The 17,162-nt window shown below is 58.1% G+C and carries 6 protein-coding genes and 1 pseudogene; 5 read left to right on the forward strand and 2 right to left on the reverse strand.

Going from position 1 to position 17,162, the window contains the following annotated elements:
• Positions 1-45 precede the first annotated feature (45 nt).
• Together ACMXYH_RS03270 and putA are read right to left on the reverse strand one after the other, a co-directional pair.
• Complete coding sequence (locus ACMXYH_RS03270; RefSeq protein ID WP_415766286.1) at positions 46-1,848, reverse strand: acyl-CoA dehydrogenase; 1,803 nt, start codon at positions 1,846-1,848, stop codon at positions 46-48.
• Between the two features lie 246 nt (positions 1,849-2,094).
• Positions 2,095-6,048: a trifunctional transcriptional regulator/proline dehydrogenase/L-glutamate gamma-semialdehyde dehydrogenase gene (putA, locus tag ACMXYH_RS03275; protein WP_415766287.1), complete on the reverse strand. Its 3,954-nt coding sequence runs from the start codon at positions 6,046-6,048 to the stop codon at positions 2,095-2,097.
• 464 nt (positions 6,049-6,512) lie between these two features.
• On the opposite strand from putA, the gene putP reads away from it, so the two are divergent.
• From putP to ACMXYH_RS03300, 5 genes and pseudogenes are all read left to right on the forward strand, one after another.
• Positions 6,513-7,997: a sodium/proline symporter PutP gene (putP, locus tag ACMXYH_RS03280; RefSeq protein ID WP_134419725.1), complete on the forward strand. Its 1,485-nt coding sequence runs from the start codon at positions 6,513-6,515 to the stop codon at positions 7,995-7,997.
• 378 nt (positions 7,998-8,375) lie between these two features.
• The gene (locus ACMXYH_RS03285) at positions 8,376-10,394 is read left to right on the forward strand and encodes a type VI secretion system tip protein VgrG (protein WP_415766288.1); all 2,019 of its coding nucleotides are present in this window, start codon (positions 8,376-8,378) and stop codon (positions 10,392-10,394) included.
• Complete coding sequence (locus ACMXYH_RS03290; RefSeq protein WP_415766289.1) at positions 10,384-11,121, forward strand: DUF4123 domain-containing protein; 738 nt, start codon at positions 10,384-10,386, stop codon at positions 11,119-11,121. Before ACMXYH_RS03285 ends, ACMXYH_RS03290 begins: the two co-directional genes overlap by 11 nt.
• A pseudogene (locus ACMXYH_RS03295) lies at positions 11,121-15,915 on the forward strand (RHS repeat-associated core domain-containing protein). Before ACMXYH_RS03290 ends, ACMXYH_RS03295 begins: the two are co-directional and overlap by 1 nt.
• Positions 15,912-16,331: a hypothetical protein gene (locus ACMXYH_RS03300; RefSeq protein ID WP_415766290.1), complete on the forward strand. Its 420-nt coding sequence runs from the start codon at positions 15,912-15,914 to the stop codon at positions 16,329-16,331. Before ACMXYH_RS03295 ends, ACMXYH_RS03300 begins: the two are co-directional and overlap by 4 nt.
• Positions 16,332-17,162 lie beyond the last annotated feature (831 nt).

The raw sequence follows: 17,162 nt of genomic DNA on the forward strand, positions 1-17,162 counted from the left end.
CGGGCTTGCTCGCGAAGGGATTTCAGCAGCACAAAAAGGCTCTGGTTAGAACCACTCATCCTGCATCCCAAGGCACACATCATCCCGAGCCTCAAGAATCGCCAATTCATGATGGCAACCCGGCACTTCCCACGTCAGAAAATACCGCGCCGCCTGCAGCTTGCCTTTATAGAAGCTCACATCCGCCACATTCCCTTTGGCCAGCCCTTCCTCAGCGCGAATCGCCTGTTCCAGCCAGCGCCAGCCAATCACCGTGTGCCCAAACACTTTCAGGTACAGCGCCGAGTTCGCCAGGCTGCTATTAACCTTGCCTTGCCCCAAATCCGTCAGCAGGCCAATGGTCACCGTTTGCAGGCGCGCCACCAATTTCTCCAGCGGCTCACGCAGCGCGGTTAAAGATTCATACGCTTGAGCGCGCTCGGCGGTATCGGCAATCAGACGGATCAATTGCTTGAGCCCCGCACCACCGTTCTGTGCCAGTTTGCGTCCCAGCAAGTCCAGTGATTGAATGCCGTGAGTCCCTTCGTGGATCGGGTTCAGGCGGTTGTCACGGTAATACTGTTCCACCGGGTATTCGCGGGTGTAGCCGTGGCCGCCGAGTATCTGGATCGCCAGTTCGTTAGCCTTCAGGCAAAACTCAGATGGCCAGGATTTGACGATCGGTGTCAGCAAATCCAGCAGTTCATGGGCCTGTTTGCGCTCGGCTTCAGTCTCAAGCGTCGTGGTGTCGTCAAACAGTCGTGCTGCGTACAACCCTAAGTCGAACGAGCCTTCGACGTAGGCTTTCTGGGTCAGCAACATGCGTTTGACGTCTGCATGCTGAATGATCGCCACCGGTGCGGTGTTCGGATCCTTGCTGTCCGGCACCCGGCCTTGTGGACGTTCGCGGGCATATTCCAGGGAGTACAGATACCCGGCGTAACCGAGCATCACCGCGCCCATGCCGACGCCGATCCGCGCCTCGTTCATCATCTGGAACATGTAGCTCAGGCCGTGGTGCGACTTGCCCACCAGATAGCCGACACACTCGCCGTTATCGCCGAAATTCAGCGCGGTGGACGTAGTACCGCGCCAGCCCATCTTGTGGAACAACCCGGCCAGCAGTACGTCGTTACGTTTGCCCAGACTGCCGTCATCGTTGACCAGAAACTTGGGCACGATGAACAGCGAAATCCCTTTCACACCAGCTGGTGCATCCGGCAGCTTGGCCAGCACCATGTGCACGATGTTTTCCGACAGCGGGTGATCACCGCCAGAGATAAAGATCTTGTTGCCCTTGAGTCGGTACGTGCCGTCAGACGCCGGCTCTGCACGGGTACGAATATCCGATAGCGACGAGCCGGCATGCGGTTCGGTCAGCGCCATGGTGCCGAAGAAGCGTCCGTCGATCATCGGTTGCAGGAAGCGCTGTTTCTGCTCTTCGGTGCCGAAACTCTCGATCAGGTTCGCCGCGCCCATGGTCAGGAACGGATAAGAGGTCGACGCCGCGTTGGCTGATTGGAAATGCGCAAAACAGGCCTGGGACAACAGCGTAGGAAGTTGCATGCCGCCTGCATCGAAACTGCGTGCCGCGTTGAGGAAACCGGCTTCAAGGAAGGCATCCACCGCCGGTTTCACTTCGGGAATCAGAATCGCCTGACCGTCCTCATAGCGCGGCTCGTTCTCGTCGCCCTTGCGATTGTGCGGGGCGAAGAACTTCTCGGCGATGGTGCGGGCAGTGCCGATGGCAGCATCGAAGGTCTCGCGGTTGTGCTCGGCGAAACGCTCACGCTGGGTCAGGCCCTCTGCATCGAGGACTTCATACAGCTCGAAAGCCAGATTGCGGGAACTGAGCAACGTCTCGGACATGGCGGCCTACCTTCTTTTGGAATGGGCCGAGTCTAGGCGTGGGAATAGAGGCTGAACAGGATGATTGATGAGCGTGATGGTGGAGTCCGGGCACCGCTAATCAAATGTGGGAGCGGGCTTGCTCGCGAAGAGGCCATTACATTCAACATCAATGTTGAATGATCGACCGCCTTCGCGAGCAAGCCCGCTCCCACAAGGGGTTTTGCATTCCAGGCGTCCATAGCGGGCGCCCGGTCTTGTTGCGGTTTAGCCGATAGTCATCAAGCTCGCATTACCACCCGCCGCAGCAGTGTTAACGCTCAACGCCCGCTCGATCACCAGACGCTCCAGCGCAATGTTGGTCTCGCCCTGGGACAACCCATGAACCCCAACGATCGCACCGGCACGCTTGGCCACTTGCTGGCACACCGCACGCAACTGATCGGAATGGCCGTGATGCAGAACCGCATCAAACAGTACTTCGTCCTTGCTCCAGTCGGAAACCAGCTTGATCTTCGCCTGAACTTCCTTCGGCAGACGTGCGAACAATGCCTTGGTCAATTCAGCTTCCGGCCATACCGCCGAACCGCCGACTGCCAATACCGCCCCCAGTTGCGTCAGCAGATCACCTTCGACTTCCGCCAGGCACAGCACATGTTCGCGCGGCAGGATGGCGTAGCTGTTGCGCTCGCCAGTCGGGCCCGCCAGAACACGGGTGATCCCGCTTTGCGATTGCGCCGCGAACTGCACGCACAGGGTGCTCAGGTCGGCAAACTTGTTGCTGTCAGCCCAGGCTTGCAGAGCCTTCAGCGGTTTGCTCATGGCATCACGCAGACGAACATCCGGGGCAGCGATGGCATCACCGCGAGCGAAGGATTGTTCGATTGCATCGGTAGGACGCGTCGACAGCAGGCGGTACAGGTACAACGGACCACCGGCTTTCGGGCCGGTACCCGACAGACCTTCACCACCGAACGGCTGCACGCCAACCACAGCACCCACAATGTTGCGGTTCACATAGACGTTACCGGCGTTGACGTTATCGATCACCTTGGCGATCGTCTCGTCGATGCGAGTGTGCACGCCCAACGTCAGGCCGTAGCCGGACGCGTTGATCTGACCGATCAATTGATCAATGTCTTTGCGCTTGTAGCGAACCACGTGCAGCACCGGACCGAAGATCTCCCGTTGCAGCTCGTCGAAGCTTTCCAGTTCGATCAGGGTCGGCATCACGAAGGTGCCGCGTTTGACTTCTTCGGTGTTGGCGATTGCCACCTGGTACACGCTGCGACCTTTGTCACGCATGCCCTGGATGTGCTTCTCGATACCGGCCTTGGCTTCGGCGTCGATCACCGGGCCGATGTCCACGGACAGCCGCTCAGGGTTGCCGAGACGGCATTCCGCCATGGCACCTTTAAGCATTTCGATGACACGGTCAGCGGAATCTTCCTGCAGGCACAGCACGCGCAGTGCCGAGCAGCGTTGGCCGGCGCTGTCGAAGGCCGACGACACCACGTCGATCACCACCTGTTCGGTCAATGCCGAGGAGTCGACAATCATCGCGTTCTGGCCGCCAGTTTCAGCGATCAGCGGAATCGGGCGACCTTGAGCATCCAGGCGACCGGCGACGTTTCGTTGCAGCAAGCGAGCGACTTCGGTGGAGCCAGTGAACATCACACCTTTGACCCGATCGTCACCGACCAGACGCGCGCCAACGGTTTCGCCACGGCCCGGCAACAGTTGCAGCACGCCTTCCGGAATCCCGGCTTCGAGCAGCAAGCGCACGGCTTGAGCCGCCACCAGCGGGGTTTGTTCCGCAGGCTTGGCCAGTACCGGGTTACCGGCGGCCAATGCAGCAGCGACTTGACCACTGAAAATTGCCAGCGGGAAGTTCCACGGGCTGATGCACACCACCGGACCCAATGGACGGTGGGCGTCGTTGGTGAAATCGTTGCGAGCCTGCACTGCGTAATAACGCAGGAAGTCCACAGCTTCACGTACTTCGGCGATGGCGTTGGCGAAGGTCTTGCCGGCTTCGCGAGCCAGCAGGCCCATCAGCGGCTGGATCTCGCCTTCCATCAAATCGGCGGCACGTTCCAGAATCGAGGCGCGTTCGGCGGGCGGAGTGGCCTGCCAGATCGGCGCAGCGTTCAGGGCGCACTGGATCGCGTTGTCGACGTCTTCGACGGTGGCTTCCTGTACATGGCCGACCACGTCACGCAGATCGGACGGGTTCAGGACTGGTGCAGGGGTTTCAGTGCTGGAGGTGCAACCGAGCATCGGCGCGGCTTTCCAGTGGTTATGAGCGGTTGCCAGCAAGGCGCAGGACAGGGAAGCCAGACGATGTTCGTTGGCCATGTCGATGCCGCTGGAGTTGGCGCGCTCGGCACCATAAAGATCACGCGGCAGTGGGATACGCGGGTGCGGCAGGCCGAAGCCGCCTTCCAGCGTCGCCATCTGCTCGATGCTGGCCACTGGATCGGCCACCAGCTCCTGGATCGAAATAGATTGGTCGGCGATGCGGTTGACGAACGAGGTGTTTGCACCGTTTTCCAGCAGACGACGTACCAGGTACGCCAGCAGTGTTTCGTGAGTACCGACCGGTGCGTACACGCGGCACGGACGGTTCAGCTTGCCTTCGGAAACTTTACCTACAACCTGTTCGTACAGCGGTTCGCCCATGCCGTGCAGGCACTGGAACTCGTACTGGCCGGTGTAATAGTTCTGACCGGCAATGTGATAAATGGCCGACAAGGTGTGGGCGTTGTGCGTGGCGAACTGCGGGTAGATGACTTCCGGTACCGACAGCAGTTTGCGGGCGCAAGCGATGTAGGAAACGTCGGTGTACACCTTGCGGGTGTAGACCGGATAGCCTTCCAGGCCTTCGACCTGGGCGCGCTTGATTTCGCTGTCCCAGTACGCGCCTTTCACCAGGCGGATCATCAGGCGATGACGACTGCGGCGAGCCAGGTCGATCACGTAGTCGATCACATACGGGCAACGCTTTTGATAAGCCTGGATCACGAAACCGATGCCGTTCCAGCCGGTCAGTTGCGGCTCGAAGCACAGGCGCTCCAGCAGATCCAGCGACAGCTCGAGGCGGTCAGCTTCTTCGGCGTCGATGTTCAGGCCGATGTCGTATTGCTTGGCCAACAAGGTCAGTGACAGCAGGCGCGGGTACAACTCGTCCATCACGCGCTCGTACTGCGCACGGCTGTAACGCGGGTGCAGTGCCGACAGCTTGATCGAGATGCCCGGGCCTTCATAAATCCCACGACCGTGGGACGCTTTGCCGATCGAGTGGATGGCTTGTTCGTACGAGGCCAGGTACTTCTGGGCGTCGTGCTCGGTGAGCGCGGCTTCACCCAGCATGTCGTAGGAATAGCGGAAGCCTTTGGCTTCGAACTTGCTGGCGTTGGCCAGGGCTTCGGCGATGGTTTCGCCGGTCACGAACTGCTCGCCCATCAGGCGCATGGCCATGTCGACGCCCTTGCGGATCATCGGCTCGCCACTCTTGCCGATGATGCGGCTCAAGGACGAAGTCAGGCCGGCTTCGTTGTGGGTGGCGACCAGTTTGCCGGTCAGCAGCAAGCCCCAAGTGGCGGCGTTGACGAACAGCGACGGGCTGTTGCCCAAGTGCGGGTGCCAGTTGCCGGTGCTGATCTTGTCGCGGATCAGCGCGTCACGGGTGCCTTTGTCCGGAATCCGCAGCAGCGCTTCGGCCAGGCACATCAGCGCCACGCCTTCCTGGGACGACAGAGAAAACTCCTGCAACAGGCCTTGAACAATCCCGGCACGGCCGCCGGCGCTCTTCTGATTGCGCAGTTTTTCGGCAATCGAGGCGGCGAGCTTGTTGGTGGCTTCGGCCATGGCGATCGGCAGGCGAGCCTGCTCGATCAGCATCGGCACCACTTCCGGCTCAGGACGACGGTATGCGGCGGTGATCGAGGCGCGCAGCACCGATTGCGGCAGGATGCTTTCAGCGAATTCCAGGAAGCACTGGTGCGCGTGGTCAGCTTGGACTTCGCCGGCGTCGTCAGCGTCTTTGCTGATCAAACCGCTCAGCTCGGTCAGGGTTGCACCACCCTCGAGTTTTTCCAGGTAATTGAAAATTGCCTGCTTGATCAGCCAGTGCGGCGTGCGATCAATCGAGGTCGCGGCAGCCTTGAGGCGCTCGCGGGTCGGGTCGTCAAGTTTGACCCCAAGGGTGGTGGTAGCCATATTTTTATCCTCATGTTTGCCACGACCGCGTGGCATCAGCTGGCGGCAAGATTAGCCGTGCAACCGCCGAGGTGCAACCGGGTGCAACCCTTTTTTTGTCGGAATAATACGCAGCTCGTCAGGAAATAAATTCCGGTACGAACGTACCGCTCCTGCTTGGTGCTTTTACTTCTAGTAAACCGCCAGGACTGCGCTAAAAGGGAGCAAAAACAGGGCTTTTTCAGGAAAATCCGACTAGGTGCAACTTATTCTCGCGAAACTGGTTGCACCTTATTTGCTTTGTTGAATAGCATTCGCGCCCAAGGTGCAACCGGTCAAAAAAGACAGGTGCACCGGCTGATGGCTTTCCTGGGGAAACATCAGTCATAAATGCGCGGGCCCCGAAATCGTCTGAACAAACGTTGTCGTTTGTCGGCGGTTTCACACTCTGCCGCTACATAAAAACAAAGCCAGGGCATCACTTAATGAGCGTAAGCAATCCAACACTGATCACGTTCGTGATCTACATCGCAGCAATGGTGCTGATCGGCTTCATGGCCTATCGCTCCACCAACAATCTTTCTGACTACATTCTGGGCGGTCGCAGCCTGGGCAGCGTCGTGACTGCATTGTCCGCCGGCGCCTCCGACATGAGCGGCTGGTTGTTGATGGGCTTGCCGGGCGCTATCTACATGTCCGGTCTGTCCGAAAGCTGGATCGCCATCGGCCTGATCATCGGTGCTTACCTGAACTGGCTGTTCGTCGCCGGCCGTCTGCGCGTGCAGACCGAGCACAACGGCGATGCGCTGACCCTGCCGGATTACTTCTCCAGCCGTTTCGAAGACAAAAGCGGTCTGCTGCGGATCATCTCCGCGGTCGTGATCCTGGTGTTCTTCACCATCTACTGCGCTTCCGGCATCGTGGCTGGCGCCCGTCTGTTTGAAAGCACCTTCGGCATGTCCTACGAGACGGCGCTGTGGGCCGGTGCTGCGGCGACGATTGCCTACACCTTCGTTGGCGGTTTCCTGGCAGTGAGCTGGACTGACACCGTACAAGCCACCCTGATGATCTTCGCCCTGTTGCTGACGCCGATCATCGTGCTGCTGGCCACCGGCGGCGTCGACACCACGTTCCTGGCCATCGAAGCGCAAGACGCAAGCAACTTCGACATGCTGAAAAACACCACCTTCATCGGCGTGATTTCGCTGATGGGCTGGGGCCTGGGCTACTTCGGCCAGCCGCACATTCTGGCGCGTTTCATGGCGGCGGATTCGGTCAAGTCGATCGCTAAAGCGCGTCGCATCTCCATGACCTGGATGATCCTGTGCCTGGGCGGCACCGTCGCTGTAGGTTTCTTCGGTATTGCTTACTTCTCGGCGCACCCTGAATTGGCCGCGCCGGTGACTGAAAACCACGAACGCGTGTTTATTGAACTGGCGAAAATCCTCTTCAATCCTTGGGTTGCCGGTGTACTGCTGTCGGCCATTCTGGCTGCCGTGATGAGCACCTTGAGCTGCCAGTTGCTGGTGTGCTCGAGCGCCCTGACCGAAGACTTCTACAAAACCTTCCTGCGTAAAACCGCTTCCCAGGTTGAGCTGGTCTGGGTCGGCCGCGCCATGGTGCTGCTGGTTGCCCTGATCGCTATCGGTCTTGCCGCTAACCCGGAAAACCGCGTTTTGGGTCTGGTCAGCTACGCCTGGGCCGGTTTCGGTGCAGCGTTTGGTCCGGTGGTCTTGATCTCCGTGATCTGGAAAGACATGACCCGTAACGGCGCACTGGCCGGCATCCTGGTCGGCGCGATCACCGTGATCGTGTGGAAACACTTCGAACTGCTGGGCCTGTACGAAATCATCCCGGGCTTCATCTTCGCCAGCCTGGCCATCTACATCGTCAGCAAACTGGGCACGCCGACTCACGGCATGCTTCAGCGCTTCGCCGCTGCCGAGGCAGATTTCCGCCTGAATAAGTGATGGGGAAGAGCTGATGCTCTGACCTTTCGCCGAACATGAAAACGGCCCGCTTCCTTTGGAGGCGGGTCGTTTTTTTTGCTTACGCAAATCTCGAATCCCTATCTATCCCCTGTGGGAGCGAGCTTGCTCCGGGCGGCGTTCCGACGATAGCGGCAGATCATTCAATAATGAGGTCGACTGACCCGACGCCATCGCGAGCAAGCTCGCTCCCACAGTGGTTAGTGGTGCTTTTGAAGGAATTGTCTGTAGCCAAACACACTAATTGTTGAAGGATAAATCTCTAAAAAAGTAGGGCAAATCTGATTTCCCTGTCCCTACCTCAACACCCCTTGTTGCTCATGCAGAATCGCCCGCCTTCATTCTGCAGAGACACATCGGATGTTCGCTCCTGCCAATCAACCGCGTTTCACGTTGACGATCGACGGCGTCCAGAATGAGCTCAAGGTGCTTGAGTTCATGGGCAAGGAAGCCATCAGCCAGCCCTACCGTTTTGACCTGGAACTGGTCAGCGAACGGCCGGACATCGAACTCGAAAGCCTCCTGCATCGTCAGGCGTTTCTGAGTTTTGATGCGCAGGGTTCCGGCATTCATGGTCAGATATTTCGCGTCGGCCAAAGCGATTCCGGACAACGCCTGACGGGTTACCAAATCAGTCTCGTGCCGCGTCTGGCCTACCTCGGCCAGCGCATCAATCAGCGGATTTTCCAGCACAAAAGCGTGCCGACGATCGTCGCGCAAATCCTCAAGGACCACGGCATCCAGCGCGATGCTTTCGAGTTTCGGCTCGGCAGCGATTACCTAGCGCGCGAGTACTGCGTGCAATACGCCGAAAGCGATCTGGCGTTCATCCAGCGGCTGTGTGCCGAGATCGGCATTCACTACCACTTTCAGCACAGCCTCGACGGACACCTGTTGGTGTTTGGTGATGACCAGACGGTTTTCCCTCGTCTGCCCGAGCCGACGCTATACCTGCCGGGCAGCGGAATGGCGGCGGATGCGCCGGCCATCAAGCGTTTCAACGTGCGACTGGAAACCCGGACGACAGCCGTAACCCGTCGCGACTACGACTTCCAGAAACCTCGCCTGCAACTTGAAAGCCGCCTCGACAGTGAGCTGCGACCGGTGCTCGAGGATTACCACTTTCCTGGTCAATTCACCGATCGCGAACACGGCAGGCATCTGGCCCAACGAGCACTCGAACGCCACAACGCCGACTTCCGTCAGGCCGAAGGTCGTGGCGACGAATCGGCGTTGGTCAGTGGCCACTTCCTACACCTGGCCGAGCATCCGCGTCAGGCATGGAATGACCTGTGGTTGATCACCGAAATCGAGCACCGTGGCCGCCAGCCGCAAGTGCTGGAAGAGTCAGTCACCAGCGACAATCCGGATGATTTCCAGGGCTATCGCAATACCTTTCTGGCAACACCGTGGGACGTTTCGTTTCGCCCTCCACTCGGGCCGGAAAAACCACGCATGCTCGGCTATCAACCTGCCGTGGTCACCGGTCCGACCGACAGCGAAATCCATTGCGACGAGTTCGGTCGGGTCAAGGTTCAGCTGGCTTGGGACCGTGACGGTCAGCTCGATGAACACGCCAGTTGCTGGCTGCGCGTCGCCACCGGCTGGGCGCACGACCGTTATGGCAGCGTGATGATCCCGCGAGTCGGCATGGAAGTGCTGGTGGGATTCGTCGACGCCGATGCCGACAAACCGCTGGTGATGGGTTGCCTGCCAAACGCCGCAACCCCGGTGCCGCTCGATCTGCCCGCCGACAAAACCCGCAGCATCTTCCGCAGCCAGAGCAGTCCCGGTGGCGGCGGTTACAACGAATTGCGCATCGAGGATCGCAAAGGCGCCGAGGAAATCTACCTGCGCGCCCAGCGAAACTGGACCCAGCATGTCCTGAATGATCAACAGGTGCAGGTCGATAACGCCCGCAGCATTGTCGTCACCGGCACCGCTCGCCATGAGCTGAAGGCCGACGAGCAACGCATCACCCACGGCCAGCGCCAGACCGAAGTGAAACTGGATGATCACCTGGTGGTGGTCGGTGACCGACACATTCGCGTGACCAGCCAGGCGCTGAATGCCAGTCAGCAATTCCATGTCAGCGCCGGTCAGCAAGTGGTGATCGACGGCGGGGCCAGCGCGACGATTCAGGCGGGCGGCCAGTGGATCAACATCGGTCCCGGCGGCATCTTCAGCAGTGTGCCGATTCAGGTTGGCGGTGCGTTAATGCCGGCCATGGCGGCTTCGCCAGCCTTGCCGGATACCCCATTGAAACTCGTCGCCGCCCCGGCGGCGCTGCTAAGTGCCGCACAGATTCTGAGCCTGAAAAGCGACGCGCCGTTCTGTGAGGAATGTGAGCGCTGCAAGGAGGGTGTCTGTGCAGCCTGATGTCTTGTCACCCCACGACTGGCTGGATCGCCAACCGCTCAAACCTTCCGAGCAGTTGTTCGCGGTTTTCAGCAATGCGAGCGGCGCTGAACCGTTCAAAGCGTGGCAGCGTTCGATCTCCGCTCAAGCACCCAGTCCGATCTGGGCCGACACCGCTTACGCCGAGTGGGAACCGGTGATGCCCTATGTCGGAATAGTCGCTGCCGGCAGTGAGTTTCTGCAGTGGGTTGCCAACACCGAGTCTCGCGATTGGGGTTGGCTGGCGGTTTCTTCGGCCTCTCAAGAAGTGCTGGTCGAGCATTTGCGCAGCCTTACCCAAGTCCTCCTGCCCAACGGTAATGCGGTGTTTTTTCGCTTTTGGGATGGGCGTTATTTGCTGCCGATTCTTCGGTCGGCCGAGGTTAACGCTACGCAGTTAATGCCTGTGATCGGGCGCTGTTTGATCAACGGCCAATCGGTCGAAATCGGTGGTAATGCGCTGAAAACCTTCCGCTTGTTTCCGTGGTGGGAGGTTTCTGAATCGCTGCTCAAATACCTCGCCGAAGAGTTCGCAACAACCCGCATCAACAACTTGGTGAAGTGGCTTGGCGAGGAGCGCCCTGATCTTTTTGAGGCGTTTTCCGAAAGCGTCTTGCGCCACAAGGTTGTGATCTTTCTTGAAACACCGGACCTGCCTCAAGCACCCAAAACAGCCTTGGTGGACTACCTGATGGCGGAGCTGAACTGATGGATCAGATTGTGCGTATCGAGCAGGAGCTCGACAGTTTCCCAAGCACCCTTTCTCTTTATCGCGAACAGTTGAAGCACTGGTTCAGTCGGGCGGCGGACAAGGCCAGTCACGCGGCTGATTTGCCTTCGTTGATGGGCATGGAACGGATCATTCGATTCGGCAGCACCAGCACAGCGGTGAGCAGTGGCGACGACGATTTTCTCTCCTCCGTGGTGCAATGCCCAAAGGGTGGAAAGCTAGAGATAGAGAGCAAGTTTGAATCGGTTTATGACATCCCCGTGGGGAATATTCAGGTAGATGTGATTGCGCTTGAGAGCGGAGAGACGACGCTTGTCACGCTTGATGAAAATGGCAAAGGGACGTTCAAGGGGGACGAGGGCAAGTTCTACCGCATTCATGTCCACAACGAAGTCACACCGCAGCACGTTGAAGATCTTTTCTCTTCCTACAACGGCCTGACGAAGGAACTTGAGAAGTGGCTGCGTGATGAATGGAAGTCGTTTAAGCCGAAGTGGTCGGAATCTTCTTCGGTTGCTGTAGGCAATGGAATGCTTGCGGGAAGTTGGGCGGCAATCGAGGGTGTGTGGGACGGCATCGGACTGCTTTCGGACATCCTCAAGGATCCCGGGAAGTTTGGTGAGCGGTTGGGCGAGAGCGCCGCAGAGCTGAAGAACCTCGCGGAAACCGCCCCCGATGTCATGGAAAAAGCCCAACTGCTGGCCAGTGACGAAGCGGCGCTGTGCATGCTGTTACGCACCGCCAGCCTCTGGTTGGACATGCTGCCGCCCGGCGAGATCGCCGGCAAAACCGCCGAAGCCGTGTCGACGGTGGTGGTGCAGCTGTTGATCGACATCTTGATTGGCATCGTTCTGACGTTCGCTGCAGCAGGGGCCGGTATCGCCTATTTGACGATGCGGCTGGCTAATCGAGCTGCGCAATTACTCAGCGCTGTCCTGCGCCTCGTCAAAGCGATTTTCACGATCATCAACAGCTTCATCAGCTACGTCGACCGCTACAAAAAAGTCGCCGCGAGGGGCATCGCGGCCGGTATGAAAAAAGGCCGGATGCAACTGCGCTGGGATGCCAAGCGCAATACCACGCTCAAGCAAAACGAACACCACGACAACGTCCCTGATCAGGCGAAAAACCCCAACGGCGACAGCGCCGATTCCGTTGATAAAACCGCCACCAACAAATGTCCGGTGTCGATGGTCACCGGCGAAGAACTGCTGACCCTCACCGACGGCTCGCTGGACGGCATCCTGCCGTTCGAGTTCACCCGGCTATATCGCACCAGTGCCGCTGAAATCGATGACGGCCTCGGCTTCGGCTGGAGCCATTCGCTGTCTAATCGACTGGAAATCGATGGCGAAAACGTCCTTTGGATCGACCACGAAAACCGCCGTACGACCTTTCCGCTACCGAGTACCGAGCGCCCGGCGATACACAACAGCCTGTCGCGGGCGGCGATTTATCTCGGAGATCAACCAGAAGAACTGATCCTCGCCCAGGCCGGTGACGACACGCGCTTCTATCACTTTCAAAACGGCCGACTGACAACGATCAGCGACGCCTACGACAACCGCCTGCGCATCACCCGCGACCGGCAAGACCGCATCAAGCGCCTCGACAATGGCGCCGGCCGTGCCTTGCGATTGCGCTATGACCGCAGCCATTTGGTCGCCGTCGACTATCAGGTTTTTGTCCCGGCCCAGACCCTCGACGAGGCACACCGAGCAGACACTGGTCAGTTACGGCTACGACGAACGCGATCAACTGATCGAAGCAACCAATGCCGCCGGCGAAAGCGAGCGCTACGACTACGACGATCAGCACGTCATCCTGCAGCGGCAACTGACCGGTGGGGCGAGTTTCTTCTGGGAGTGGGAAAGGTCCGGCAAGGCGGCACGATGTGTGCGGCATTGGGCGTCGTTTTCGCAGATGGACACGCGTTATGTCTGGGATGACGAGGGAAGTGTCATCGTCCAGAACATCGATGGCAGTGAAGAGGTTTACGTCCACGATGAGCGGGCGCGGTTGGTGCGCAAGGTCGAGCTGGACGGTGGTGAACAGCTCAAGGCCTACGACGACAACGGTCGGCTGATTGCCGAGCAAGACCCGCTCGGCGCCGTCACCGAATACCGTTACGACGAGGTCGGACGGCTGATCGCGCTGATTCCACCGGAAGACGAACCGACTGCCTACGAGTATCGAAACGGTTTCCTGCATGCGTGGTACCGCGGCAAAGCCGTGTGGAAATATCAGCGCAATACGCACGGTGACATCACCGAAGCGACCGACCCCGACGGCCATGTCAGCCACTATCACTACGACGATAAAGGGCTGCTGCTGTCGATCCGTTACCCGGACACCAGTCGGCATGTCTTTGCCTGGAATGGCTTGGGGCAGTTGGTTGAGGAAACGCTGCCGGATGGTGGTGTGCGGCGGTTTTCCTACGACGCGCTGGGGCGGCAGATTACCCGTCAGGACGAACACGGTGCCGTCACCCAGTACCAATGGGATGCCGTCGGCCGACTGATCCAGACGACGCTTCCCACAGGCGCCAGCCGCGCGTTCAGCTACAACGCCTACGGCAAAATCACCGCCGAACGCGATGAACTGGGCCGCGTCACCCGTTACGAATACGACGACGACCTGCATCTGGTCAGCCGCCGCCTCAATGCCGACGGCACCCAGCTGAAGTACCGCTACGACAACGCCCAGCTGTTGCTCACCGAGATCGAAAACGAATCCGGCGAAAAATATCTCCTGGACTACACGCCCAATGGCTTGATCCGACAGGAAACCGGATTCGACGGCCAACGCACGGCGTATGCCTACGACCTCAACGGCCAGCTGCTGGAGAAAACCGAATTCGGCGACGATGGCTCGCAACTGGTGACGGGTTATCAGCGGGATTCGGCCGGACGTCTGCTGGTCAAAACCCTACCCAACGGCATTAAGGTTGAATATCGCTACGACAGTCTCGGTCGACTGATCGGCGTCGATGACGGCAACGACCATCCGCTGGAGTTCGAATACGACCAGCAGAATCGTCTGATCACCGAACACCAAGGCTGGGGCACGCTGCGATATGGCTACGACGCCTGCGGCCAACTCAAGCGCCTGCGCCTGCCGGACGGCAGCAAACTCGACTACCACCACGCCAAGGGCGGTGCGCTGACGGCCATCGACCTCAACGGCGCGCGACTCACCACTCACCAATTCGCCTTCGGTCGCGAACAGCAACGCCAGCAGGGGCAGGTGCTCAGCGAATATGCCTACGACGATCAGGGCCGATTGAAGGCCCACGCTGTCAGCCAACAGCACCAAACGCTGTATCGCCGCGACTATGCCTACGGCACCAACGGCAATCTCGACAGCATCGCCGACACCCGTCACGGCCAACGCAATTACCAATACGACCCGCTCAACCGCCTGACCCGCGTCCGCCACACCCGCGACGACCCACCGGAAAGTTTCGCCCACGACCCGGCCGGCAACCTGCTGATGCAGGACCGCCCCGGTGCCGCGACCGTCAAAGGCAACCGTCTGCTCATGCAGGGCGACCGCCATTACGACTACGACGCCTTCGGCAACCTGATCCGCGAACGGCGCGGCACCGCGCAAAAACTGGTTACCGAATACCGCTACGACTGCCAGCACCGCTTGGTCGGCGTCACGACCCCGGACGGCCGCAGCGCCAGCTACCGCTACGACGCCTTCGGCCGCCGCATCGCCAAAACCGTCGACGGTAAAACCACCGAGTTCTTCTGGCAGGGCGACAACCTCGTCGCCGAAAGCAGCCGCGAGCATTACCGCAGCTACGTCTACGAACCCGGCAGCTTCCGCCCACTGGCCATGCTCGACGGCAAAGGCCCGCGCAAGGCTTGCCCGTTTTACTACCAGCTCGATCACCTGGGTACGCCGCAGGAACTGACCGATTTTGGCGGCGAGATTGTTTGGTCGGCGAAGTACAACGCCTACGGCAAAGTCACGCGACAGGTGCTCGGTGGGGGCGAGCAGCTCGAGCAACCGTTGCGGTTTCAGGGGCAGTACTTCGACACCGAGAGCGGCCTGCATTACAACCGGCATCGGTACTATGATCCGGAGGTTGGTCGGTACCTGACGCCGGATCCGATCAAGTTGGCGGGTGGGCTGAACCAGTACCAGTACACGCCGAATCCGACGGGTTGGGTTGATCCGTTGGGGTTGAGCGGGAACTGCCCGCCGCCGAATAAGCCTGGATGTGGGGCGCCGGATGATACGACTGGCGTTAGGGTTGATGAGGGTGAGCCAGCGCTGCCGAAGCTGACAGGTGATCAGCGGAGGGCGCGGATTGATGAGTTGGCTGAGGCGAATGCGAAGCGGCGTGTTGAAGAAATGGAAGCAAAATATGATATGCACACAGTCAAAAAACACAGCTCAGAAATATCTGACCAAGCGCTCAAACAACGAGCAGATAATGGGGCCGATCCTCATACCGGTGAGGTTCCGAAAGGCGCTAGAGGGAACTTGAGCTCTCAATTCAGAAACTGGCGTATGCATTTGGGGGCATTGAATAAAGCTATGACAAGGGAGGCGTTAGGTTTGAGCCCGCATACAGGGAAGGACCACAATAAAAATCCGATCGTAAGGATGGAGCTTCCTGGGGCCGGGCGTGGTTATAAACCGAACAAGAAAGACGCTCGTAACCCAACACTAAATGAAAATCTGAATTGGTTTGAAGTTAAGTTCGATAAGGATAATGTGCTGCGGCCTTTTACTGCTTTTCCTTCGGAGAGAAAATGATGTTGCGAGATCCATTTTCAAATGAAGAATTTCAACCCGATTTGATGTGGTTTATCGGCGTCTTTGATGTTTATGATCGCGAGGAAACTCGGGGTGCGGAACTGGAAGTATTTAATCCTAATGATCGTTTTGACAGAGCGGAGCTGATCAAAAGATACAGCTTGAATCTAGGTTATCTGTCCTATCGACATAAACTCGTGCTGCTGGATTTTCTAGCGGAAAAGCTAAGCGATGCGTCTTTTGATTTTCAGAGTTTGTTTGATATAGAGGAAGAAGATGCAGGGAGTTGGCCGCGTGGTGAGTGGTATGCATTGGAAGATCCCCGTGGATTTCTTCAAGATGTCTATTTGTTGGCTCAGGAGACCTGGAAGGAAGATCTTCTTTTAGCGAATCTTGAAGATCGGGCCAGTTGGTGATGGATAAGGTGGTGCCTGTCAGTCTGGACTCCCGCGCGTCGGCATTCTCAAGAGTAATAAATAAATCCGTCCCCTTTATGCTTGGGTTAGCGGGAGGAGCTTTGGCTAATTACCTTTAATGACGTATTAGATTGTAAGTCTTTAGGGGCAGTAGGCACTGAGGTGTCAGAGATGCTTGTGGAGGACGGTACGTCCTTGTCAAATGAATTGGCTTTGATCGATGTTTCGAAAGTAGGAACTAGCTACTGCTTTGCCTGTGCTCGCGACAGTCATGTTGTTTTGATGATAGTGGCAAGTGGTTATACGGCGAAAAGGCTAGCCTGCAAGTATACTGACAAAATAAGTATATCCACCCACGTTTATCAGCGATGTTTAACGGGCTGCTGCTTTGAAGATAGTGAAATCTACTCACTTTGATGATGTCGATCACGATTTTGGATATGAGTACCGTGGTTATAACTACGGCATACAGAACGAAGAGGATGTGTTTCTGATCAGAATTTACGATGACGAACCCGGACAGCAACGGTAGTACGTCCAACTACAATGTCTAAAAACGGTAGCCTTAGAAAGCTTGTTGAGTTCTTACAATCCGAGCTAGGAGTGTCCAAGATCTATCTCTACAAAGGCGATTTGGGGAGCTACGCCGAGATAGATCTTGATAGCTTGGCATTCTGCTCCGTCTGAAGTCGGCGGCAAGAAAGTGGTAGGCGCCTTTACACACTCTGGGCCGAATTCTGTCGTTGCTGAGCGGCAGCTATAGGTTGTGGATTCAACAGGTGGCGAAATCAAGCCAAGCTTCAGTGAAGCCTTTCGCCACGTTTGCTTTTT

The organism is Pseudomonas frigoris (assembly GCF_047758635.1).
Taxonomy (GTDB): Bacteria; Pseudomonadota; Gammaproteobacteria; order Pseudomonadales; family Pseudomonadaceae; genus Aquipseudomonas; species Aquipseudomonas frigoris.

What these genes read in the sequence shown, in the direction of transcription:
- ACMXYH_RS03270 (WP_415766286.1), bottom strand. Translation starts at nt 1,848, where the DNA reads ATGTCCGAGACGTTGCTCAGTTCCCGCAATCTGGCTTTCGAGCTGTAT.
- putA (WP_415766287.1), bottom strand. Translation starts at nt 6,048, where the DNA reads ATGGCTACCACCACCCTTGGGGTCAAACTTGACGACCCGACCCGCGAG.
- putP (WP_134419725.1), top strand. Translation starts at nt 6,513, where the DNA reads ATGAGCGTAAGCAATCCAACACTGATCACGTTCGTGATCTACATCGCA.
- ACMXYH_RS03285 (WP_415766288.1), top strand. Translation starts at nt 8,376, where the DNA reads ATGTTCGCTCCTGCCAATCAACCGCGTTTCACGTTGACGATCGACGGC.
- ACMXYH_RS03300 (WP_415766290.1), top strand. Translation starts at nt 15,912, where the DNA reads ATGATGTTGCGAGATCCATTTTCAAATGAAGAATTTCAACCCGATTTG.